Annotated in this window: 16 protein-coding genes; 3 read left to right on the top strand and 13 right to left on the bottom strand. The window is 31.5% G+C overall.

Translation table 11 applies throughout. The features are described 5' to 3' along the window. Positions 1 to 77: 77 nt before the first annotated feature. Entirely contained in the window at positions 78 to 731 is a 654-nt protein-coding gene (locus GFV01_RS02125) for a DedA family protein (RefSeq protein ID WP_105296649.1), read from the bottom strand. 323 nt (positions 732 to 1,054) lie between these two features. Here GFV01_RS02125 and GFV01_RS02120 point away from each other — a divergent pair, with 323 nt between their 5' ends. Next, positions 1,055 to 1,471: an Hsp20/alpha crystallin family protein gene (locus GFV01_RS02120; RefSeq protein WP_160564476.1), complete on the top strand. Its 417-nt coding sequence runs from the start codon at positions 1,055 to 1,057 to the stop codon at positions 1,469 to 1,471. Between the two features lie 130 nt (positions 1,472 to 1,601). Here the strand turns inward: GFV01_RS02120 and GFV01_RS02115 are convergent, their stop codons facing one another. The 10 genes from GFV01_RS02115 to metH form a co-directional block, all read right to left on the bottom strand. After that, the gene (locus GFV01_RS02115) at positions 1,602 to 2,600 is read right to left on the bottom strand and encodes a homocysteine S-methyltransferase family protein (RefSeq protein ID WP_160564475.1); all 999 of its coding nucleotides are present in this window, start codon (positions 2,598 to 2,600) and stop codon (positions 1,602 to 1,604) included. A gap of 211 nt (positions 2,601 to 2,811) precedes the next feature. Beyond that, positions 2,812 to 3,327 (bottom strand): YceI family protein, encoded by a 516-nt coding sequence (locus tag GFV01_RS02110; RefSeq protein WP_160564473.1) that lies wholly within the window; start codon positions 3,325 to 3,327, stop codon positions 2,812 to 2,814. Positions 3,328 to 3,658: 331 nt separating this feature from the next. Beyond that, complete coding sequence (gene dprA / locus GFV01_RS02105) at positions 3,659 to 4,744, bottom strand: DNA-processing protein DprA (protein WP_160564471.1); 1,086 nt, start codon at positions 4,742 to 4,744, stop codon at positions 3,659 to 3,661. Positions 4,745 to 4,924: 180 nt separating this feature from the next. Next, positions 4,925 to 5,905, bottom strand: coding sequence for a tRNA dihydrouridine synthase DusB (gene dusB / locus GFV01_RS02100; RefSeq protein ID WP_160541825.1), 981 nt, complete (start codon positions 5,903 to 5,905; stop codon positions 4,925 to 4,927). A 94-nt stretch (positions 5,906 to 5,999) separates the two neighbouring features. Beyond that, entirely contained in the window at positions 6,000 to 7,283 is a 1,284-nt protein-coding gene (locus tag GFV01_RS02095) for a TolC family protein (RefSeq protein WP_160564469.1), read from the bottom strand. A gap of 12 nt (positions 7,284 to 7,295) precedes the next feature. Further along, positions 7,296 to 10,388, bottom strand: a complete 3,093-nt coding sequence (locus GFV01_RS02090) for an efflux RND transporter permease subunit (RefSeq protein WP_160564467.1) — start codon at positions 10,386 to 10,388, stop codon at positions 7,296 to 7,298. Positions 10,389 to 10,403: 15 nt separating this feature from the next. Further along, on the bottom strand, positions 10,404 to 11,528 hold the full coding sequence (locus GFV01_RS02085) for an efflux RND transporter periplasmic adaptor subunit (RefSeq protein WP_160564465.1): 1,125 nt from the start codon (positions 11,526 to 11,528) through the stop codon (positions 10,404 to 10,406). A gap of 129 nt (positions 11,529 to 11,657) precedes the next feature. Then, positions 11,658 to 13,016, bottom strand: a complete 1,359-nt coding sequence (locus GFV01_RS02080; protein ID WP_160564463.1) for a HAMP domain-containing sensor histidine kinase — start codon at positions 13,014 to 13,016, stop codon at positions 11,658 to 11,660. Beyond that, the gene (locus GFV01_RS02075) at positions 13,013 to 13,690 is read right to left on the bottom strand and encodes a response regulator transcription factor (protein ID WP_160564461.1); all 678 of its coding nucleotides are present in this window, start codon (positions 13,688 to 13,690) and stop codon (positions 13,013 to 13,015) included. The genes GFV01_RS02080 and GFV01_RS02075 overlap by 4 nt, the downstream gene beginning before the upstream one ends. A 151-nt stretch (positions 13,691 to 13,841) precedes the next feature. Beyond that, positions 13,842 to 16,505 (bottom strand): methionine synthase, encoded by a 2,664-nt coding sequence (gene metH / locus GFV01_RS02070; RefSeq protein WP_160564459.1) that lies wholly within the window; start codon positions 16,503 to 16,505, stop codon positions 13,842 to 13,844. A 108-nt stretch (positions 16,506 to 16,613) separates the two neighbouring features. On the opposite strand from metH, the gene GFV01_RS02065 reads away from it, so the two are divergent. Further along, a complete protein-coding gene (locus GFV01_RS02065; RefSeq protein WP_160564457.1) occupies positions 16,614 to 17,921 on the top strand; it encodes a M48 family metallopeptidase in 1,308 nt (435 codons plus the stop codon). 26 nt (positions 17,922 to 17,947) lie between these two features. Here the strand turns inward: GFV01_RS02065 and GFV01_RS02060 are convergent, their stop codons facing one another. Beyond that, positions 17,948 to 19,480, bottom strand: coding sequence for a DUF6770 family protein (locus GFV01_RS02060; protein WP_160564455.1), 1,533 nt, complete (start codon positions 19,478 to 19,480; stop codon positions 17,948 to 17,950). Between the two features lie 437 nt (positions 19,481 to 19,917). Further along, a complete protein-coding gene (locus tag GFV01_RS02055) occupies positions 19,918 to 22,713 on the bottom strand; it encodes a hypothetical protein (RefSeq protein WP_160564453.1) in 2,796 nt (931 codons plus the stop codon). A 296-nt stretch (positions 22,714 to 23,009) separates the two neighbouring features. Between GFV01_RS02055 and GFV01_RS02050 the strand changes: the two genes are divergently transcribed. After that, complete coding sequence (locus GFV01_RS02050) at positions 23,010 to 23,957, top strand: DMT family transporter (protein ID WP_160557048.1); 948 nt, start codon at positions 23,010 to 23,012, stop codon at positions 23,955 to 23,957. The last annotated feature ends 38 nt before the right edge of the window (positions 23,958 to 23,995 follow it).

Here is a 23,995-nt window from a genome sequence, read left to right as displayed (position 1 = left end):
CCCATTTATAGATAATAATTTAACAAATATATTAAAATAAAATTTTTTATAAAAACTCTTACATGAATATTAGCATTTTATTTATCCTTTTTAACAATAAATTTATTACGTAAAATTTCTAAAATGGCAGGCAAAATAGATACTACAATAATTAAAATCATTAATAGAGGTAAATTATTTTTAACCCATCCAATGTTGCCTACAAAATATCCCAAGAATAAGAAAATAAACACCCATACAACGCCTCCTATAATATTATAGGAAATAAAGTATTTATAACTCATACGTCCCATTCCGGCAACAAAAGGAGCAAAGGTTCTAACAATAGGAACAAAACGAGCTAATATAATGGTTTTGCCTCCGTGTTTTTCATAAAATTCATGAGTCTTTTGAAGATAGCTTTGCTTAAATATTTTAGAATTGGGATTACTGAATAGTTTATGTCCAAAATATTTTCCTATCTCAAAATTGACCGTATCTCCAATAATAGCTCCAACCACAAATAATAGGGCTAATAAATAGATGCTAAATTCATCACTGGAAGCAGCAAGAGCTCCAGCGGAAAATAATAAAGAATCACCGGGTAAGAAAGGGGTAATTACTAGTCCGGTTTCACAAAAAATTATTAAAAAAAGAATGGCATAAACCCAATTTCCGTAGTTGCGCATTAATTCATCTAAATGAACATTTATATGAAGAATAAAATCAACTAAATAGTGTAAAGTTTCCATGAATAATATTGATACTGTTTATTTTAATAAAAACTAATAAAAAATAGTAAAATTTTTAAATTAAGATTGCAAATATAGTAAAAACGATCAGGTATGTTAAATGAAATAAAAAATAAAACACTCTACCATAATTCTTTTTGTATTATGACAAAATGTCGTTAAAAAATATTATTTAATTCAAAAATAAGACAAAATGACATTATTTAAAAATTTGCTTTTTATCTAAAAGGTTTTGTTTTAATAAATTACAATTCTTTTTAAGTATTTGGTCTGTAATTTGAAAATCATAAAACATAAAAATCTTAAAAAAATAAATAAAAGTTATGGCAGATTTAATTAAAAGCAACAACAAAAGTTTTGGAAATTTATTAGATGAATTTTTCACAAATGCTCCTGCATGGAATAGAGCAGAAGTAAAATTTCCACCTGTAAATATTTCTGAAGATAAAGCCAATTTTGAAGTGGATTTATACGCTCCGGGATTGAAAAAAGAAGATTTTAAAGTTAATTTAGAAAAAGGATTACTAACGATTAGTTATGATAAAAAAGCTGAAACGCATAATAAAAAATCTCACAGAACTGAATATTACCAGTCCAGCTTTAAACGTAGTTTTACATTAGATGACAGTAATATAGATGCAGCCAAAATACATGCTACCTATCATGATGGAGTTTTAAAATTAGTTTTACCTAAGAAAGAACAAACAGAAATTGCACCGAAACAAATTGAAGTAAAATAAAATTTTACTTATATATTTACCTATCAATATTTATAGTTAGTTAAAGGGGTTAAAGTTTTATGCTTTAGCTCCTTTTTTATGGGTTATAGCGCGGAAATAAATCTATATAAATAACACTCATAAAAACCCATTATTTGGTAAAAGATATTGTTCGAGGAGTATAGTTTGAAGCCAATTCACTAAAAAGCTTAATATGTTCAGGAGTCGTTCCACAACATCCACCCAAAATATTCACCAGTTGATTTTCCAAATATAATTGAACTTTTTCAGCCATCATTTCCGGCGTTTCATCATATCCGCCTAAAGGATTGGGTAATCCGGCATTAGGATAGGCGCTAAGGTAAAAAGGTGCTTTATTAGCCAATATTTCCAAGTATTGAAAAAGTTGTTCAGCACCCAAAGCACAGTTTAATCCAATGGACAATAAAGGTAAATGTGATAAAGAAACTAAAAAGGCTTCCGTCGTTTGTCCGGATAATGTCCTTCCCGCCGCATCAGTAATTGTTCCTGAAGCCATTAGGGGAAGTTTTTTGCCGATTTTATCGAAAGCTTCTTCAATACCATAAAATGCAGCCTTAGCATTTAAAGTATCAAAGATAGTTTCCACTAAAAGAATATCTGCTCCGGCTTGAATAAGAGATACTGCTTGTTCTTTATAAATTTCCGCTAAATAATCAAAATCTACCTCACGGTAAGCAGGGTCATTAACATCAGGAGAAATAGAAGCGGTTTTTGAGGTCGGGCCCATGGAACCGGCAATAAAAAGAGGTTTTGTGCCATTTTTGTTCCAATATTCCTCTCGGGCCTGTTTAGCTACTTGAACAGAAGCAAAATTAAGCTCATGTACCCAATCCTGCATATTATAGTCAGTCATGGAAATTCGGTTCGAATTAAATGTATTCGTTTCGATAATATCAGCTCCCGCCTCAAAATATTCTAAATGAATATTTTTAATAATATCCGGTTGTGTAATGGACAACAAATCATTATTTCCCTTTAAATCTGTGTTCCAATCCCTAAATCTAGTGCCTCTATAATCTTCTTCATTTAATTTAAAACGTTGAATCATGGTTCCCATGGCTCCGTCCAAGATCAGAATCTTATGTTTAATGAGTTCTTCTATTTTCATGTTACAAGTTACCTGCGTACAAAAGTACATAAAACATTATAAGTTTCTTAAAATTAGAATTCTTATAAACTATTTGTGTATACACTTGCAATTAAAACAGATAAATACAATTGAATAAATAAAAAGGATCGAAATGAGAAAATCGAGAGTAGTTTACGAGCAAAAAAACAGACTGAATTTAAATTCAGTCTGTTTTTTACTATTATATTATTTATTGAGCGATAAACTCTAAATTTATTTGCAATTTAACTTCATTGCTAACTACCAAACCTCCGGCTTCAGTCATTTGACTCCAGTTTAAACCGAAATCTTTACGATTTAATTTTCCGGTAAATTCAAATCCGGCTCGTTGATTATTCCATGGATCTTTGATGATTCCTCCAAAATCTGCATCTAAAGTAATTTCTTTACTTACATCTCTGATAGTAAGGATGCCCGTGATTTTATTGTCTTTAATACCGGAATCGCTGGTAAAAGTCAGTTTAGGATAGTGAGAAACGTCAAAGAAATCTTCTGATTTTAAATGTGTATCTCGATCAGCAATTTTTGTATTGATAGAATCAACATCGATGGAAAAATCAAATTTTGCATTTGAGAAATCATCACTTTCAGATTCTATGGAACCTTGAAATTTGGTAAATTCTCCGGTTACGGTTGATATTACCATGTGCTTTACTTTAAAGAAGATCTCGGAGTGAGCGGGATCAGTTAACCATTTTGTTTTCATGTTACCTTTTTTTATTAGTAATGAATAATCTTTTAACTATTGATACTTATAGATCAGATATTTTTAAAACATATACTGTACCATATATAAATAAATGATAAGGATAATGGTTATTATTTTTTAATCGATTTCTTGAAAAGAAATTAATAGAAATTTTTTATCATTTTTCCAAAGTAGTTGTTTAGGATGTAATAAATCAATAATTTAAGATTCCGAAAACATTTACAATGATAATAAGTGATTAGACCTTATTTTCTCTTTTGATTTTTTTTTAAATTTTTCGAGGATGGGCACTATTTATTACTGATATTTTTTAAAAATAAGTAGGAGATCAAAGTAAAGAAAAATATTTTCCGGGTAGGGTTTCAATGATGTTTTTAAGTTCTAATTGTAACAAAATCGGCATGAGTTGAAACGTAGGTAAATTTAATTCTAAAGATAAGGCATCAATTTGCAATTTCCCTTTACGTTTTAACAATTCAATAATTTTCAATTCTTGATCTGTGAGATCAATCCATAATTCTTGTTGTAAATTTTTTATAGGAGCTTCTCCAAATAAGGATACCACATCTTCAGGTCGGGTGAGTATTTGAGCTTCCAAGTTTCTGATAAGCTGGTTGCATCCCTGACTGCAAGTATCCGTAACTTTTCCGGGCAAAGCAAATACCTCACGATGATACGAATTAGCAAATTTCACAGTGGAAATGGCACCGCCTCCGTATCCTGATTCTACAATGACCGTTACAGAAGACAACCCGGCAATGATACGGTTACGCTGTATAAAATTAGCTCTTTCGGGTTTAGTATTAGGTGCAAATTCGCTAAGGATACCTCCGTTTTGTATCATTCTTTCTGCTAATCCTTTGTGTTGTGGCGGGTAAAGGGTAGATAGGCCGTGAGCAAGTACTCCCAGAGTGGGAATGGCAAGTTCATTAGCTTTCTTATGAGCGCATCCATCCACTCCTAAAGCCAATCCGCTGACAATATTGATTTTTTTGTTTTGAAAGCATTCTACTAATTTTTTTGTAAAATTTTCGCCGTAAGAGGTCATTTTACGAGTCCCTACTATGCTTACTGCGGGTAGTTTCCAATTTATAACACCTTTATAATAGAGCATTACAGGAGCGTCCGAACATTCCTTTAATAAGATAGGATAGGAATCATCCCATAGATGCACTATCTGAATATTATTAGTAATGCAATATTCAAACTCTTTATAAGCTTGATCTAAAAGCGATTGATTACCTAAATGTTGAATGGTTTTATGACCTATATGATACACAGAAAGCAATTCTTGAGAATTTGCAGACCAAACATTTTGTGGGCTTCCGAAATGGCTTATTAATTTCTTAATCGTCATATCGCCGATAAGAGGACACATTCGTAGGGCAATAAGATGTACAATTTCCTGATTCATTAGTAGATAGCTTTATCAATAGTCTGGATAAAGATAAAGAAAAAATATCGATGAAAAAGAATTTATGGAAAATGTGACGGCTATATTTTTATAAATCAGATTAAAAATTCAACCTTATCAACAGATTTTAGTAATAATAAAAATTTACTCAATCAGGTAAACCATCAATTCAAATAGGAATTAAATTGCTTGATCAGCAAGGAGGTTGTCAAATATTTGGTTCAATTCTTCTAACGTTAGAGCTGAAAGCAATTGAGTTTTATAGATTTTAAAATTAGGAATTCCCCTAAAATAATTAGAATAATGTTGACGCATTTCTAAAAGGCCGGTGCGTTCGCCTTTCCATTCCACTGACCAATTAGCATGATTTTTAACAGCTTCAATACGTTGTTGCAAATCGGGCGGTGGAAGCTCTTCTCCGTTTTTCAGATAATGTTTAATTTGGCTGAATATCCAAGGATTTCCAATAGCAGCTCTTCCAATCATGATACCGTCAACTCCATAGGTGTCTTTATATTCCTTAGCTTTTTTAGCAGAGTTGATATCACCATTGCCAAAAATAGGAATTTTAATTCTTGGATTGTTTTTAACCCGCGCAATATGAGACCAATCGGAGTGCCCTTTATACATTTGAGATCGTGTACGTGCATGGATAGTCAGTGCTTGTATTCCTTCGTCTTGCAAACGTTCAGCAATTTCATCAATGGTAATGGAAGATTCATCCCAACCTAAACGGGTTTTTACGGTTACCGGAAGATGAGTGCTTCGTACAACAGCTCGAGTTAAACGAACCATCAAATCAATATCTTTCAGTACTCCCGCACCTGCTCCTTTGCAGGCTACTTTTTTAACCGGGCATCCAAAATTAATGTCAACTAAATCAGGTTGTACGGTTTCAACTATTTTGGAAGATAGAGACATAGCCTCTTCATCTCCGCCAAATATTTGTATTCCTATAGGACGTTCGTAATCGAATATATCAAGCTTTTTCTTACTTTTTATGGCATCTCGTATTAGACCCTCTGAGGAAATAAATTCGGAATACATGAGATCTGCTCCATGCATTTTACACAAACGACGGAAGGGAGGGTCGCTCACGTCTTCCATAGGTGCCAAAATAAAGGGAAAGTCGGGTAATTCTATGTTTCCTATTTTAACCAATTATTTAAAATTTTTACAAAGATATAATCTGCCATTTAAAATACCTAAGGTCTGTAAAAAATACAAGGGTATGAAAAGATTATTGGTTTTAAAATTAAAAATTTATATCCCAAATGCCTACAGTTCTTTCCAATCTTACTAATGCAGAACAGAAATTATATAAGGTTTGATAATAATTTTCCTGTACATCATTATACGTTCTTTGTGCGTCTAAGACTTCAAGAAGTGACGTATTACCTCTCTTATAGGAGTAGATTTTACCCTCAAGAATGGACTTGGACTCGGAAAGCAAACCATTGGAAAACTGCTGCATTTGTTTTTTGGTATTTACATAATTTTGATACGCCTGAGTAACTTCAGTTTGAATTTGAAGTTCCACTTGCTTATATTCTAAATCTGCTTGTTGAATGGTATAATGTGCTGTTTGCACTTCTCCTTTTCGGTTGTTTAAAAAACGAAGAGGTATGGAGAGTCCGGCTGTTACCCCCGTATGATACGGAGAAGGCGCTTCTTCATTGGTAGCTTTTCCGTTAAATTGCATTCCGGCACTAATTCCTAAATCCATTACCCGATTAGCTTTCGCTAACTTCAACATTTTTTGTGAAACTTCTTTATTTTGTAAAGCGGCTTGTAAATCGGCACGATTATTTTGTGCGGTTGTTATCAAATCAGCCAAATCAAAATCTCTGGTAAAGTCGGTAAAATTGCTGTTAGCTGTATATAAAGTATCTTTTTGAGATTTACCCATGACTAAATTTAAGGCATATAAAGAATTTTTCCATTCCGACTCGGCTTTAAAGACTTCATTGAGCATGAATTGAGCTTCCAACTTACTTTGTTTAGAATCTGTTAGAGTAATATCTCCTAATTTATATCGAATGCTGTCGGATGCGGCTAAATTGGATAACGTTTTATAAGAATTGAGTTGTACATCCAACAGGTTTTTATTTTGAATACATTCCAAAAACTGCAAAGAAGCATCCGCATATAAATTTCGTAAATAATCTTGTAACAAATAGCGATTTAAATCAACTTGACTTTTAGCTAAGTCGATACGGGCTTTTCGTTTTCCTCCCAGCTCGATAGTCCATCCTAAGCCGGTTTCCAAATTGTTACCCATATGTTTTTGGTTGCTGTTTCCTTCTATGTTCCATTCCACATCAGGAATAATTTTCGCATTTTCAACCTCTGCTTCAGCGAGATTTACCGTATATTTTTGTGCTGCGTATTCCAAATTGTTATTCTTAACCTGCTGAATAAAATCAATATAGTTCAGTTGTTTTTTAGCAAAGGTGGTATCGACAACTTGAGCCAGTACTATTAACGGTATAAACAGGAGGCAGATGAATATCGATAGAATCGTATACTTTGATTTCATAAATTTCAGATTTTAAATTTCTTCTGTTTGTTCATCTTTTCCCCATTTGTTTTCAATAATATAATATAGAGCCGGTAAGGCAAACAGGGTAATAACAGTTGAAAATAATAGTCCATAAACAATTACGGTAGCCAAAGGTCGTTGTACATCCGAACCAATACCCGTAGCTAAAGAAGCCGGGAGCAAACCTAAAATAGCCACTGTTGCGGTCATTAGTACCGGTCTGAATCGATCTTTTGCACCCAATAGTACCGCCCGGAGAAGTGTTTGTCCTTGTTTTCGTAAAAAGTTTATATGCGAAATCATAATTACGCCATTTTGTATAGCTACTCCCGATAAAGCAATAAATCCAACTGCTGAAGAAACATTTAAAGTCATGCCCCTTACATTTAATGCTAACATTCCGCCAAATAAAGCCAAAGGAACAATGCTCATCAGCAAACCGGCTTGTCTGAAATTTCCGAAGGCACTGTATAATAAGATAAACATAATTCCCAAAGACAAAGGAATGATAAAGGCCAAACGAGCATAAGCCCTGTTTTGGTTTTCAAATTGTCCTCCCCATTTGATATGGTATTTTTCGTGATTATATTTTACTTCTTTTTCTATTTTATGTTGTGCTTCTACTAAGAATTTACCTAAGTCTCGATCTCGCAAATTAAGTTTTACCGTTAAATGCCTTTTATTCATTTCTCTCGTAATGGTACTTTCTCCGGTACTTAACTTGATATCGCAAACTTGTGATAGTGGTATTTTGGCTCCTGTTTCAGAGGTAAGCATCAAATTTGAAATTTTATCAGGCGTATTTCTGCTGTTTTCATCGTAACGACAGATAATATCGTAAACTTTATTTCCTATAAAAATTTGAGAAATGGCTTTCCCGCCAATGGCTACTTCAATAAGTTCTGCAACATCTGCTACATTTAAACCATATTGGGCAATTTTGTCCCTGTTTGCAATTATTTGAAGTTGAGGTAGGGGCGGTTCTTGATCGATAGCTAAATCTACTGCTCCTTTAACAGTTTTTAAAGTTTTCATAACATCCTCGGCAATTCTACGGGTTTCCCCGAAATCATCTCCGTAAATTTTTACTACCAGCTCACTATGAGCTCCGGATATTTTATCCATTACCCCATCAATCATAGGTTGAGAAAACCCGACGGTAAAACCGGGAAGTTTTGAATATTCTTTTTCCAGTTCAGCGATAAGGTCGTATTTGGTTTTTCCTTTTTTCCATTCCTTGTAAGGCTTTAATCCAATAGAAACCTCAAAATGAGATGCCGTCCATGGGTCGGTACCGTCGTCATTTCTACCGGCTTGTACCGTGATATAAGTTACTTCATCATATTTCATGGTATGTGCGCGTAGCGTGTCGCTTAATTCTTTAGACTTTTCAACGGAAATACCCTGCGGAAGCTGAACTTGAAGCCATATGGATCCTTCATCCAAAGGAGGCAGAAAATCTTTTCCAACATAAAAAGCCAGTAGAAAAGTAACTCCCAGTAAAATTCCTAAAGGAAGAAATATTTTTTTCGGAGCTTTCATAATCCTTTGTATGTTTATAAAATAGCGATCGGTCAGTTTTTCCAACCATTTATTATGATAGAGTTTTTGGGGCTTTCTGTATATAAAATAGGCCAATCCGGGAATCAGTAATAAGGCAACGAGAAGAGCACCGAATAAGGCATAGCTGACTGTAAATGCCATCGGAGTAAATAATTTTTTTTCAACTCTTTCGAAGGCAAAAAGAGGCAGATAAGCAGTAATAATGATGATGGTGGAAAATAAAATAGGTTTTGCAACTTCGGCAGCCCTTTGTGCAATGGTTTTTTCTTGCAATTCTTCATTAGGTTCTTCTTCTCGTTTCCGCAATATAGTTTCCATCATAACGATGGCACCATCTACAATGATTCCAAAATCTATAGCACCCAAAGAAAGCAAATTTGCCGGAATATGTGTGAAGTACATCAAGATGAATGCAATGAGAAGGGAAAGAGGAATGGTTACGGCAACCAACAAAGCACCTCTCCAACTTCCTAAAAAAACTATTAGTACAACAATAACCAGTGACATCCCTTCAAACAGGGTGTGCGAAACAGTATTCAAGGTGGTGTTCACCAATTCGGTTCTGTCTAAAAACGGATGTATTTTTACGCCTTCCGGTAAGATTTGAGTATTCAAATCGTTTACCGCTTCATGAACTCCTTCTAAAACCTTAGATGGATTTTGTCCTTTTAATAAAAGTACGATTCCTTCAATACTCTCAGAATAGTTTCTTTTTTTATCTGTATAACCTAAAATTCCTTTTCGTTCAATGTTTCCGTATTTAAGCTTTCCTATGTCATTTAATAAAATAGGAACTCCATTTTCCGATTTGACTACTATTTTACCGATATCTTCCAGGTTTTTAACTAATCCGATTCCACGAATAACATATCCTAAATCTCCATGAGGTAAAATACTTCCTCCTGCATTAACATTGTTATTTTCAATGGTTTTAATGACTTCTCCTAACGATAATTGATACTGATCGAGTTTTTTGGGATCCAGCTCAATTTGAAACTGGGTAGTAATTCCTCCGAAATTTGTTACATCGGCAACTCCTGCTACTTGCTTAATTCGTGGAATAATTACGAAATTTTGCAGATCGGTCAATTCGCGTAAATCGTGCGTTTTACTTTCAATAATGTATCGATAAATTTCTCCAATAGGAGAAGTTAAAGGGTCTAATTCGGGAGTTGCTTCATAAGGTAATTCTACATCATTTAATCGTTCTTGTATTCTCATCCTCGCCCAATAATCATCTACACCGTCTTCAAATACGATGGTAATAATGGAAAGTCCGAAGGTGCTTTTACTGCGCATTACATGCATTCCCGGAAGACCGTTTAGGGCCCGTTCCACCGGAATGGTTATTTGTTGTTCAATTTCTTCCGCCGCTAATCCGGGAACTTGGGTGACCACTTGAGATGTTACATCCGCGATATCCGGATAGGCTTCAATGGAAAGGTGTTTCCAGGAATAATACCCGAATAGGGCAAGCATAACAAAAAGGGCAACCAGTACCCAACGTTTGTGTATAGTTGTTTGAATAAGTTTATTCATGTTTTTCTTTTTGTTTTATTGGGCTTCCAGTAAATATATTCCTCCTTCGGTCACTATATTTTCTCCTGCTTTAATTCCCTTTTTTATTTCGGTTTTGTCTTTTGAAATATCTTTGGTTTCAACCTTTTTTTTTATGAATTTATTTTTATCTACTTGTACAAATACAAATTGATCATCGTTTACTTGATAGATTGCCCGGGTAGGAACTGTTAAAGTTTCTTCCGGTTCATTTTTAAAATGAACGTTTACATACATTCCCGGTTTCAGGGCTCTGTCCGAATTGTCGCATTCAACCAATACTTCAACACTTCGGGTGTCTTCATCCACCATTTCATTGACGTGAAATATTTTGCCGGTTATATTTTTATCGGGAAAAGCGTCTGCCTGTATGGTAACTTCTTTTAGTTTATTAATGAATCCTAAGTCTTTTTCTTTTATTTGTCCGGCAATCCATACTTTATTTAATTCTGCTATGGTGACTATAGGTTCAGCTTCTTCTTTGATATATTGACCGATAACTATTTTGCTGGTAATAATTTCCCCTTTGATTGGAGAGGTTACAACTAAGGGCTGCCCTAATTTTAAACTGCCGGGATTTATATTAAAAACTTTTAAAGCAGCTTTTGCATTTTCAAGTGCGGATCTTTTGGTTTCGTAATCGGTTTTAGCTTCTTCTACCACTCGTTGTATTCCTACTCCGTGCTCTAATAAGTCTTTTTGTCTTTTAAGATTTAAATTTGATAAGGAATATTCTTGTTGTGCTTCAAAATAATCTTTTTGTGCATTGAAATATTCGGGAGAGCTGATGGCGAAAAGAGGAGAACCCACGTCTACCTTTTGTCCCAGCTTTACAAAGGATTGGGTAATTCTGCCTGCAAACGGAGGTACTATTTCCGCATAACCGGTTGGTATGGCCCTGACGACTCCTACGGTTGCTAAGTCGGGGCTTAACCATTCACTTTTTACGGGTTCTATTTTTAAGTGATTTTTTATGTTAGAATTATCCGGTAAAATAATTGTGTTTCCACTAACAGTAAATTCCGGCTTTTCTTCTTCTGTATTTTGTTTATGGCATGAAAAAGTTATAAAGCATAATCCTAAAATTAGTAAGTTGATGTTTCGGATTTTTATAGTTTTCATATTTTCCGCCTTTTTTAAAAATTCTTAATTTTTTTTGTATACAAAAATAAGGTAACTAATTGTTAATGAATATTAAAAAAGATTTAAAAAAAAATTAGAATTTTATTAGAAAAGAATGCAATACAAAGGTTATAATAGAATGGTGAAGGTAGTACCTTGATGCAATTGACTGGTTACGTTGATAGTTCCGGAATGCAGTTCAATAATTTTTTTAGTAAGAGAAAGGCCGATTCCGTTTCCGTAGCTAAAGCTTTTATTTTTTCCTCTGTAAAAAGGAGTGAAAATTTTGGAAATGTCTTCCGTTGGAATTCCAATTCCACGGTCTGAAAATTTCAGTTGAAGTTTTGAATTACTAGTTGAAATGGATATATGGCACAGGTGATCTTCGGAAAACTTACATCCGTTTTCAATAAGATTGATAAAGGCTACTTTTAACAAATATTCGTTGCCCATTAGTACTGTTTCATTATCGAGAATGAAATCATCTTCAAAAAATAATTTTGTTTGATAGGCAGCATTTGCTTGTTGTATTTGACTGCAAGCATCTATAAGGATTTCATCGATCCTTGTTGGCTTAAATGTTATTTTAGAGGGATCATAACTGGCTTTTGCCAGATCAAGCAAATTATTAGATAATTTAGTGATTTTTTTAGCATCTGATAAGGCGTTTTTCAAAATCCTTTGATATTCTTCCGATGTTTTTTGATGATGTAAAGAAAGTTCCAGTTCAGCAATAATGGCTGCTAACGGGGTTCGCAATTCATGGGAAATATTGGAAACAAAATGTTTTTGCGTTTCAAAAGAATTTTCCAACCGATTCAGCATTTGATTAAATGTAATTGCCAATTCGGAAAGCTCATCCTTATCAGGTTTGGTTTTCAATCTAACCGTTAAATGATTGGCTGATATTTTTTTCATTTCCGTGGTTAGATTTTTAATCGGTTTGAATACTTTTTTAGAAAAATAATATCCGACAAGGATGATAAAAAGTATGGAAAATATAAAGATAATACATGAATTTCTCAATAAAGACTTGAGTTCATTGTATCCGTATTGGTCATAGGCAGCCGCAGTGATTATGTATTTATTGTTTTTATAGGAATAGATAAGTCCTATTACTTGCCAGTCGCCCTGATGAAATTTGATCTCTCCTTTGGAATAAATTTCATGAATCATGTCAGGAGTTTCTTTCACAAAATCAATATCTACCGCATCATGATAGAGAAGATGAAATTCTTTATCGTATACAGCTACTTCAACTTCTTGAATTGTTTGATAATTGTTATGATAAATTTGTTGAAGAGTTTGTGGGGGTACTTTCGCTTTAAAATAAAGATTTGCTTTGGTTATGGCTTCTTTTTTTAATAAAGAATAAAATTCATTGTCTCTGTTTTGTTTGGCTGAAATATAAATGATAGTGGCAAATATCAGCAATATGGATGCTGTAATCAAAGAAAACAATAGGGTGATCTGAGTACGAATTTTCATGTATCGGATTTTAATATAAATCCCATACCGGAGCGAGTATGAATAAGTTTTTTTTCAAAATCTTTATCTACTTTTTTTCGTAAGTAGTTAATATACACATCTATAAAATTAGTTCCCGTATCAAAATGAGTGTTCCAGACTTTTTCGGCAATTTCCGTTCTGGAAATAATTCTGCCTTGATTTTGTAATAAAAATTCCAGGAGTTTAAATTCTTTTAGGGTAAGATTTAATTCTTTATTGCTTCTTTTCACAATTTTCGTCTGCAAATTCATTTCCAAATCACAAAATTTTAAGATAAATCCTAATTTATTTTTGGATGATCTTTTTAACAGAGCTTTTATTCTTGCAGTCAACTCTCTCATTTCAAAAGGCTTGACTAGATAATCATCCGCTCCGGCATCAAAACCGTCAATTTTATCGTCGGTAGTTCCCAATGCAGTTAACATGATAATGGGAAGTTCCGGTTTCAACATTCTTATTTCTTTACAAAGAGCTATTCCATTAATTTCAGGCAATATAATATCCGTGATTATCAGGTCAAAATCATGGCTTAGAAACAAATTTTTTGCCGATAAACCGTCATAAGCTAAGGTTGCAGTAAATCCTTGTTCCTTAAGACCCTTTTTTATCAGTTCCGAAACTCTTAAATCGTCTTCAACTAATAGAATATTCATAATTGCAAATGTACCTTTTCTTTTTATATTAGATAAAGAATTATTGGCTTAGTAATGTTCTCTATAAAGAAAAGTAGTCTCTTGTTTAGCTTTTATAAATATTTAATTCATTCTTTTTTAAAACAAGAATAAAAGTGAAATAGTAAGATTCTTAGGCTAAATTAGGTTTAAGCCAATATTGTGCGTCTTCAAGTTTTATTTCTTTACGTTTTGCATAATCTTTAACTTGTTCTTGCGTAATTTTCCCTAATCCGAAATAGTTAGATTGTGGATTGGCAAAATAATATCCCGAAATTGAAGAAGCCGGATACATTGCAAGGCTCTCAGTCAATTGTACTCCAATACGATCCGTAACATCCAACAATTCCAAAATAGTAAGCTTTTCCAAATGATCCGGACAAGCAGGATAACCGGGAGCGGGACGTATGCCTTGATATTTTTCTTTAAATAGTGATTGATTGTCCAAGATTTCATCGGGAGCATATCCCCAAATTTCTTTTCTTACCTTATGATGCATGTATTCAGCCAAGGCTTCCACAAATCTATCCGAAACAGCTTTTATCATAATAGCCGAATAATCGTCATGGTTTGTTTCGTAATGTTTGGCCAAGGCTTCTGCTCCAAAAATAGAAACAGCGAAACATCCTATATAGTCGTGTAAATTTTCTTTGTTTTTAGGTAAAATAAAGTCGGATAGGGCTAAATTCGGTTTGCCTTCAGACTTTACAGATTGCTGCCGTAAGGTTCGAAATGTATGAATTAGTTTATTGTCATTCGAGTAAATTTCAATATCGTCTTGTTCATTGGAATTGGCTTTAAATAATCCAATTACGGCTTTGGGTTGCAATAGTTTTTCAGCAATTACTTTTTCAATTATTTGTAATGCATCGTGATATAATTTTGTGGCTTCATCGCCGGTTACTTCATCTGAAAGCAAATCGGGATATTTTCCTGTCAGTTGCCAAGTTCTGAAAAAGGGTTGCCAATCGATATATTCCGTTAAATCTTCCAGATGTATGGAGGAAAAAACTTGTACACCTAGCTGTTTGGGTTTACAGGGAATGTATTGATTCCAATCAATATTTAGTTTATTTTTACGAGCTTGTTCTAGCGTAAGATATTCTTTTTCAGTACTTCTATTTAAATAGCCTTCTCTTAAATGGGCATATTCTTCTGATATTTTTTTCTTAAAATCCTCGCTTTGTGAAGAGAGTAAAGAAGATGCAACGGTAACAGATTTAGAGGCATCTAAGACATGAACAACCGTATGACTGTATTTAGGAGCAATTTTTAAGGCGGTATGGATTTTTGAAGTAGTAGCTCCTCCAATCATGACCGGAAATGAAAGATTTCTTCTTTCGAGTTCTTCAACCACGTGGATCATTTCATCTAAAGAAGGAGTAATTAAACCGCTAAGTCCAATCAAATCCACCTTCTCACGGATGGCGGTTTCGATAATTGTTTCCTTAGGAACCATAACTCCTAAATCTATAATTTCATAGTTATTACAAGCCAATACGACTCCGACTATATTTTTACCGATATCATGAACATCACCTTTAACGGTAGCCATTAGTATTTTACCGTTAGATTGAGATTCTCCGTTTTTTTCTGCTTCAATGAAAGGTTGCAAGTATGCAACAGCCTTTTTCATTACTCGAGCAGTTTTAACCACTTGAGGAAGAAACATTTTACCCGCTCCAAATAACTCGCCAACCGTATTCATTCCATCCATTAAAGGACCTTCAATTACATCCAAAGGTTTATTGGCTTGTAAACGGGCTTCTTCAACATCTTGTTCAATGTAGTCCGCATTGCCCTTTATCAAAGCAAATTCCAATCTTTTTTCAATCGGCCACGACCTCCATTCTTCTATTTTTTGCTCTTTTGTATCTTTATTTTCAACAATAGTTTCTGCATATTCTATAAGCCTTTCGGTAGCTTCTTCATCTCTATCAAATAAGACGTCTTCAATTTTTTTTAGTAATTGCGGTTCAATCTCTTGATAAATGGCCAGTTGGGTGGGATTGACAATTCCCATATCCAATCCGTATTGGATGGCATGATATAGAAATGCTGCATTAATCGATTCCCGAACTTTATTATTTCCTCTAAACGAAAAGGATACATTACTTACTCCTCCCGAAACGAAACACCCCGGAAGATTTTCTTTCACCCATTGAGTTCCTTCAAAAAAATCAAGTGCATTTCTTCGGTGTTCTTTCATTCCGGTACCTACCGGGAAAATATTGAGGTCGAAGATGATATCATAAGGGTTAATGTTTAATTGATGAACCAAAATATCATAGGAGCGTTGGGATATAATTTTTCGTTTTTCCAAATTATCGGCTTGTCCTTCTTCATCAAATGCCATAACAATCATAGCCGCGCCGTATCGTTTGATTATTTTGGCTTTTTTTATAAATTCTTCTTCACCTTCTTTAAGGCTGATGGAATTAACTATTCCTTTTCCTTGAATGTTTTTTAATCCGGCTTCAATGACTTCCCAATTTGATGAATCGATAACGATAGGAACTCGTGCTATATCGGGTTCAGAAGCAATCAAACGTAAAAAGGTAGTCATAGCTTTCACGCCGTCAATTAAGCCTTCATCCATGCAAATATCAATGATCTGAGCTCCTCCTTCCACTTGATCTCGGGCAATTGAAAGAGCTTCATCGAATTTTTCATTTTTTATCAGATTTAAAAATTTACGCGATCCGGTAACATTGGTCCTTTCACCGATGTTTATAAAATTGCTTCCAAGATAAATAGTAAAAACTTCTAATCCTGATAATTTTAATGTATTCTGCATGGGGTAATTCAAAGAATTAACAAAGTTACGATTATTTGTAAGGATTATAAATCGAATATTTGGAATTTAGCACAAATACTTTATTTTTGGATTTAAAAAATTAACAAAATGAAAATTCTAAAGTGTGTGTTTCTTGTTTTTACAAATTTGTTATTGGCTCAAAATTATATTCCCATTGACACTCTTGATAAAACTGCTAGAGAATTGGCTGCTTCTTCTTTTGAAAATTCAGCCGGTGAGTGGGTAAAATCGATTCAGAATAAATATCCTAAAAAGATAGGAAAATTAATGGCAAAAAATTATGAGGAATTTAATAAAGAATTTGAAAAGAAGATTAAGGAAGGGACATTTATATATGATTCTCGTTTTTCTTCTTACGTGGATTCTATTTTTAATCAATTAAAAAAAGGAAATTCTAATCTTCCTCAAAATTTAATTTTTTTAATTTCTAAGGACCCGAGTTTAAATGCTTATTGTTTACCCAATGGAACCTTTGTTTTAAATATGGGCTTATTTTATTGGTTGGATAATGATGATGAATTTGCATCTGTTTTAGCTCACGAATTGAGTCATGATATGTTAAAACATTCTTTGAAAACAGAAGAAAAAAGAGTCTCAGATCAATTATCTACCAGCACCAAAAATCAAATTAAAAATATTAAAAAGCAAAAATATAATAAATCCAGTGCAGCTCTTGATCTTTTTAAAGCAAAGCTATATGCAACCGGTGAGATGAGAAAAAATAATGAATACCAAGCAGATTCCTTAGGTTTTGTATTGCTTAAAAATTCACCTTTTAATGAAATGGTTTTTATTGATGCTCTTGAATTAATGGCTGAATACGATTCTGTTAAACTTAAGGGTGTTAAAGAAAATATTTATAGAAAAATATTTAATTTACCTAATCAACCTTTTAATGAGAATTGGTTTAAAACGGAAGATTTTTCAAATTATGATTATTCTTTATATCAAGAAAAAATTAATAAGGATTCAATTTCCACTCATCCGGAAATTGAGGATAGAATTAAAAAATTAAAATCAAGTTTTACTTTTGTTAATAAAAATTCTATAAAGAATAAGCCATCTAAGGAATTTGTTGAGTTACAAAGGATTGCTCATTTTGAACAAATTCCGTCTATGTATTTCTTTGAAGAATACGGCAAAGGAATCTATTTGTCATTAATACAATTACAAAAGAATAGTAAGGATTTTTATTACAGAGAATGGATGGGTAAGTGTTTTGAAAAAATATATGAGGGAAGAAAAAATTATAAATTAAATAGATATTTAGAAAGGGTTGATCCTGAAAATCAAACGGAAAGTTACCAAAGATTTTTAAATTTTATGTGGAATTTGTCTTTAGATGAAATCAAAAATATTTCCGATTATTATAATAAAAAAACATCTACTAAGTAGATGTTTTTTAAACTATATTATTTATTTTAATAATTAATTTTCTCTAATCGTATCTGATTATATTTGTCTTTTTCATTATACTCCCTTAACATTATATAGCCTTCTTTAGCTACCATTGGTAAAATAGTAAACTTATCTTCTTTGGAATAGATGGTTATAGTTTCTTCTTTTAGTTTTCCATCAATAATAGTATTGACTCCTAATATCCATGTTTTATCAGATTTTAAATAATCTATAAAAAAGAAAGCAACTCCCTGGTCATTTTTGATATATTGGGAGAATAAATAATCTGAAATGTATCCTTTTGAAAGCTCTTTATGTATGGTAGAAATTGATTTATTATTAAATGAAGCGTCCATATTAAAAAGGATAAAATCAGTTGTTTTTTGCCTAGATGTGGTGGCTAATTTTGTTATATCACCAAGAATAGGGATTGGTAAATAAACACCTTCTTTTGCGGGTTTGTATTTTTCAGTTAAAATTGATATAGATCCATCATTAAATATAAAAAATTGGATGGGTCTCAGTTGGTAATTACTTTCCACTCTACCGTTTTTATCAACATCAATTTTGCTTTTGAATTCATCCCATTGGGTATATTTTTTTGAAACCACTTTTCCGGTTTCATTTAAAACTATTTTATAATATCCTAGATTTTTATCTAAATTAAAATCGGTTTTTTTACTGTATTTGGAATAGTTTCCGGTTAATATGAGCTGTTTATTAGCTTCCTTTACATATAATGTATGCGAATATTCACTTTTATTATTTTCTAAAATATATTCAAATTTCTTTTCACCTTTTGTTGCATCTAAAGCAACAATTTTAAATTCTTCGGGATATTTTGAGTTATGTTGGGATTCTAACAAATAAATAAGGTTATTTGAAATACTACGAACTGTAAGTTGTTTGAAATTATTCTCTTTTCCTACAGGATTATATTCATAACTCCATAATAGTTCTAGTTTAGTATTGTAGAAACGTATGTTTTTGTTTGAACCGAATTTAACAAAGGATTTTTCAATGATGAAAATAGAATTGTGTTTGTGGTCTACATAAAATATTCCACTATAATCTATGTGTTTCATCATTTTTCTATATTCTTTAAAAGTTTTAGGTATTTCAACTATATTACCGTTTTTGTACCAATATTCGGGAGAAATTGTTTTGTTTTTAATAGTGAGTATATTGAAAGAATTGATTGTTAAACTAAATGCGGGATGGTTAAGTTTATATTTGATCAATATTTCATTATCATTGATAAGGGAACAATCACTATATTTTCTTTTTACAAATCTGCTGATTTTTCTAGTAAATGTATTATTAGAAACTTTATTAAGATTTTTATCAAGAATCACATATTCTATTTTTTCATTTTCTTTATCTATTTTTCCTTGATCAAAAAAGTAAATATATCCATAAACTTTACTTTCTTGAGTGTATAAAATCTGACCGTAGACTAATTCTCCATCGGCTAAATTAGCTAGATCTTGAGTTTGAGCAGAAAAATAATAAGTTATAAAAAATAATAATAAGGTAGTCCAAATTTTCTGTTTCATATTTAGTTAATTTATTTGAATTCATTATGTTAAAATATTTTTTTTTAAATACATAATATTTACCAATTTCTTTTTAAGCTGTAAATTAATTTATCATTGAAAAAATATTAATAATTAAGGTTTAGATATTTTTAATGTATATAAATTTAATTTTAACTAATTGTATGTTAATATTGTAACAAATAAATTATATTTAAAATTCAAAAATAATAAAAACTTATTTTAAATATTAAATATTCAATTTTATAAATAGTATTTATTTTGAATAATTATTTTATAAATGGTGATAAATTTGCTAAAAATCAATTATTTTGCTGTAAAAAAATTTCATTATATATTTTAATGTAAAAATTTTTAAATTAATGGTATTTTTATGTCTATTTATGATATATTTGATTTTTTTAATTTAACTTATTTATTATTGATTTAAATTGTAATTAAAAAATCAATAAAGTTTCTTTAAGTCCACTGAACGTTAGTTTCCATAGAAAATTAAAAAATGATTTGTCTTTACTTCTTTCTACTTTTTTAATTTTCGACATTTTTAAGGAGTCTTTTGAATTTTTTATTAAGGCAAGATTTGCTAGAGAAGAAAGGAATTTTTTTTCTCTTTCACCATCCTTTTTATATAGGGTGATTTTTAAATTTTTATAATTCATACCGAATGTACCGTTTCCAACTGTATTATTGCCATTAAAATTAAATGAAACTTTTTGGATATCTCCGTTTGCCGATATATGTAAATAAGGTTTTATAAATGGATTCAATTTATCGGCAGGAAGTCCGTATAAATTTCCTTTAACGGTAAAATTATCCGATTTATTTAATGTATTAAATTTCCAACTGGCAGATAGTTTTCCGGATTTCATGAAAGTACTTTTAAATTCTATGACTACATCGGGTAAATGAGAAACATTATATCCACCGGAAATATTTTTGATTTTTGCATTGATGTTGGTAAAGAAAATTTTTCCAATATTGTTAGTAAGGGATTCTTCTTCATACGTTAAGGAAGAATTATAAAAATGAATTTCTTTAATATTTAACTTAAATTTTAATTTTCTTAGTTTTTCGCTGAAAAAAGGTTTGTAAACAGGTTTGTAAGCATTGTCAGGAATGTCGTATTGATGGATAGTGGTTTGCATATTTTCAACGATGACTTTAGGAGCAATAAAATCTATTTGTTTATCTAATGAACCCCAATTTATTTTGGGAATTGCAATTTTGGAAAGATTCACAGTATAAGCATCAATACCCTTTTTTTTCATAAAATTCAATTGACTTTTTTTGGGTCGTATATTTATAGTGTTTGCATATAGGGAAGTATGGGTAAGTAACAGATGGTTCATTTGTAACGTATGAGATCCCATATCATGGTAAATATTTTTACCTGTTATATTAAATTTTGAAAAAGAAAAAGGGAAACCGAAGGTATGGGTATCGGATGAATCTTTTACCTTAATGTCGTATAGTGAAAGCTTTAAATCTTTTATTGATGTAGTGAGTGTTGTATTGGCCGCATTATATTGATGGGTGGAGGATTTGCCGATTAAAAATGTATCTAAACGAATTTCTGTATCCAGGTAGTACGTGTTGAAATGTATATTTTTTGATTTTACTTTAACTTTTGGATTTTGAAATATTGAAGCTTTCATTTCATTTATAATCAAAGAAGAAGCTTGTAAACTGAATTTATTGTTATTCAAATCCCACTTTATCTTCGGGAGTAGTATATGATCCATATGGATTTTATAGAGGTTTTTGCTTACTTTTTGTGCTGCAAATTTTTGTGGAGATATAGTAGGAAGAATGTTTAAATTCTTTGCTTCAAATTTATTGTCAGATAAAATCATTTTATCTATTTTGAAATTATAATACTTAAATCCCGTATAAAATATATGGTTTGCTTCCAATTGAAAATTTGAGTAGGAGAAAGGAATATATTTTTTTGTATTAGTAAATATCGTATTGATATTAATATCATGAATCGAATAATTAATGTTTCCCATTTCCAATAATGAGTTATTAGCCCGATTGAAATATTGTATATGTGAATTAGCTATGATGAAATTTTTTATTTCAAGAACATCGTCGAATAAATAGGTAAATTTGCCTGCATTGTTTTTAGCTGATTTAGTTTCATAAGGTTGTTTTATAATTAAAAAATTATCATATAATTTTAAACGTTCCAGGGTGATTTTATCATTAACCTTGTTGATTATTTTTAGAATTTCGATATTTACATTATTGCTTGTTAAATGATTATTGAAATTTAATTTCGATTTAAGTATTTGGATGGTATCAATACTCAAATTAAAAGGGATTATACGGTCTATATGCTCCGTAATGTTTTTAGGTTTTGAATTTGAATTTTTTTCAATGATTGCGATATGAGTGGAATCAACTTCAATTTTAGAGGTTTTAAGATAAAAGTAACCGTTTTTATCATATCCCCAATCTAAATTTTTGACCTTTGCGGTCGGGACCTCTATAGAAAGTAAAGTTTTTTGAAAATAATTTCCGGTTTTAAAATTCTCTTCGGATATATTCGGATATAAAAGTATTTGATTGGTTTCAAGAAATCCGTTGGTAAACTTAAACTTTTTTAATTGTAATTGGTGAATTTCATCGAGCTGATAAAAAATATCCGATACATCTAATTTTACTTTATCGTAAGTAAGCGGTATACGTTTTTCATTATCCACCATATCCCATAATACCCCGGAAAGATGAAGGTTTAGATTTCGTAAAGATGCTTTTTTAGCTCCGTCTGCCTTGTCGTAAAGAGCTAAATTTCCTTTATTAATTTCAAATTTTCCAATTTGAATTGAATTTCCCAGCTTGTATTTTACTAAATTATTTTTGTGATTTAATGAATCGGCATATTGTTTACAAATGATATCCGGTTGGTCAATTTCGATAAGATCTGCCGCTAAATCTTTAAATAGTAAAAATCGTATAAATTTTACCCCGTGTATTACTATTTTCTTTACTTTGATGGTATAAGTGCCCTTTTTATTGGACTTGGGAGCAATATTGATATCACTTATGTTCATTTCTCCCTGGAGGAGCGAATAAGTAACGTCAGAATAATTAAAATTATAGGGTGTATCATTTCTTTTAGAAATGAAATCAGGTAAACTGTTTTTAATCCAACTATTAATTCCGAAGTTAAGTACAACTCCCAGAATAAAGAGAGAAATTAATCCTAATGAAATCTTTTTCCATTTCATACAATTGGATTCTTTTTTATCAAATATATATAAAAAATAAATCCAATATTAATAAAATAAAAATAAAAGTGAATTATTGGATTAGAAAAGTAAATGATAAGTTGATTTTGATTAGTGAAAAATTTAAATCATTTTGAAATATCAAGATTATATCTGTATTTTTTTTGAATAATTAGTTGTAAGCATGATTATTAACTTAAAATTGATAATTTAATGCACTTAAGATCAATTTTTAAATAATCTAGTTTTTTTTGTGAAATATAAGAAATACATTTGCAGCAAATTTTGCACTAAAAATGAGGGCAGCAAGGTATATATTATTACGCTTACCAAGAAAGTCAAAAGCACTGGTTGGAAAATATGGAAAAGGATCCTTTTTTAAAGGATCATTGAGCGCAATTATTTCATCCATGACCTATGGATTAATTCCTTTATTTAGCATTCCTTTAATGAAAAAAGGATTGAATTTTGATACTGTGTTGTTTTATCGATTTTTATTGGCATGTATTGCTGTCGCAATACTGATGAAAATAAAAAAAGTACATTTTTCAGTTTCCTTGAAAGAATTTAAAGCATTAACAGTTCTAAGTTTACTTTGCAATACTTGTTCACTCTTTTTCTTTCTATCCTATACGTATTTAGGAGGAGGAGTAACCACTACCGTCCATTTTTTATATCCTGTTTTTGTTACCATCATTATGGGAATCTTTTTTCGTGAAAAAATTTCCGTTAAAGGTTTTATATCAATACTATTGGCTGTTGTTGGTGTTGCCCTTTTATCTTTGGGGGAAGGAATAGGTCACATCAATTTCAAAGGAATTGTGTTTGCTCTTTCGGCAGCAATATTTTATGCATTTTTCCTGGTATTATCCGTTAAATCAACGGTAAAAGATATGCCGGTGCTTAGATATACCTTTTATATTCAAGTTATTGGCGTGGTTTATCTTCTTATATTCTGTTTATTGACCGGTTCTTTTCAATGGTTTCCGGTAAAAGATACTTCATGTGTTCTAAATATAACGTTATTAGCTTTAATTCCCACCATAGTATCAATTATAACTTTAGTTGAGGCGGTTAGAAGAATAGGATCTACTCTTACCTCAGTTTTAGGCGCATTTGAGCCCATTACCGCTGTTATTATAGGAGTAGTAGTGTTTTCAGAACCCTTTTCCTCAATGATGTTAGTTGGTATTCTCCTCATAATAATGGGTGTTTTTGGGATTATAGTATCTCAAAAAAAGTAATGATATGATTTAATTTATTCTTACAATATTAAACAATA

This window comes from Apibacter sp. B2912 (genome assembly GCF_009827835.1).
GTDB lineage: Bacteria > Bacteroidota > Bacteroidia > Flavobacteriales > Weeksellaceae > Apibacter.
Note: the sequence above shows the minus strand (reverse complement) of the source record. Positions and strands in the feature narration are given on the sequence as shown.

What these genes read in the sequence shown, in the direction of transcription:
- GFV01_RS02125 (WP_105296649.1), bottom strand. Translation starts at nt 731, where the DNA reads ATGGAAACTTTACACTATTTAGTTGATTTTATTCTTCATATAAATGTT.
- GFV01_RS02120 (WP_160564476.1), top strand. Translation starts at nt 1,055, where the DNA reads ATGGCAGATTTAATTAAAAGCAACAACAAAAGTTTTGGAAATTTATTA.
- GFV01_RS02115 (WP_160564475.1), bottom strand. Translation starts at nt 2,600, where the DNA reads ATGAAAATAGAAGAACTCATTAAACATAAGATTCTGATCTTGGACGGA.
- GFV01_RS02110 (WP_160564473.1), bottom strand. Translation starts at nt 3,327, where the DNA reads ATGAAAACAAAATGGTTAACTGATCCCGCTCACTCCGAGATCTTCTTT.
- dprA (WP_160564471.1), bottom strand. Translation starts at nt 4,744, where the DNA reads ATGAATCAGGAAATTGTACATCTTATTGCCCTACGAATGTGTCCTCTT.
- GFV01_RS02095 (WP_160564469.1), bottom strand. Translation starts at nt 7,283, where the DNA reads ATGAAATCAAAGTATACGATTCTATCGATATTCATCTGCCTCCTGTTT.
- GFV01_RS02090 (WP_160564467.1), bottom strand. Translation starts at nt 10,388, where the DNA reads ATGAATAAACTTATTCAAACAACTATACACAAACGTTGGGTACTGGTT.
- GFV01_RS02085 (WP_160564465.1), bottom strand. Translation starts at nt 11,528, where the DNA reads ATGAAAACTATAAAAATCCGAAACATCAACTTACTAATTTTAGGATTA.
- GFV01_RS02080 (WP_160564463.1), bottom strand. Translation starts at nt 13,016, where the DNA reads ATGAAAATTCGTACTCAGATCACCCTATTGTTTTCTTTGATTACAGCA.
- GFV01_RS02075 (WP_160564461.1), bottom strand. Translation starts at nt 13,690, where the DNA reads ATGAATATTCTATTAGTTGAAGACGATTTAAGAGTTTCGGAACTGATA.
- metH (WP_160564459.1), bottom strand. Translation starts at nt 16,505, where the DNA reads ATGCAGAATACATTAAAATTATCAGGATTAGAAGTTTTTACTATTTAT.
- GFV01_RS02065 (WP_160564457.1), top strand. Translation starts at nt 16,614, where the DNA reads ATGAAAATTCTAAAGTGTGTGTTTCTTGTTTTTACAAATTTGTTATTG.
- GFV01_RS02060 (WP_160564455.1), bottom strand. Translation starts at nt 19,480, where the DNA reads ATGAAACAGAAAATTTGGACTACCTTATTATTATTTTTTATAACTTAT.
- GFV01_RS02055 (WP_160564453.1), bottom strand. Translation starts at nt 22,713, where the DNA reads ATGAAATGGAAAAAGATTTCATTAGGATTAATTTCTCTCTTTATTCTG.
- GFV01_RS02050 (WP_160557048.1), top strand. Translation starts at nt 23,010, where the DNA reads ATGAGGGCAGCAAGGTATATATTATTACGCTTACCAAGAAAGTCAAAA.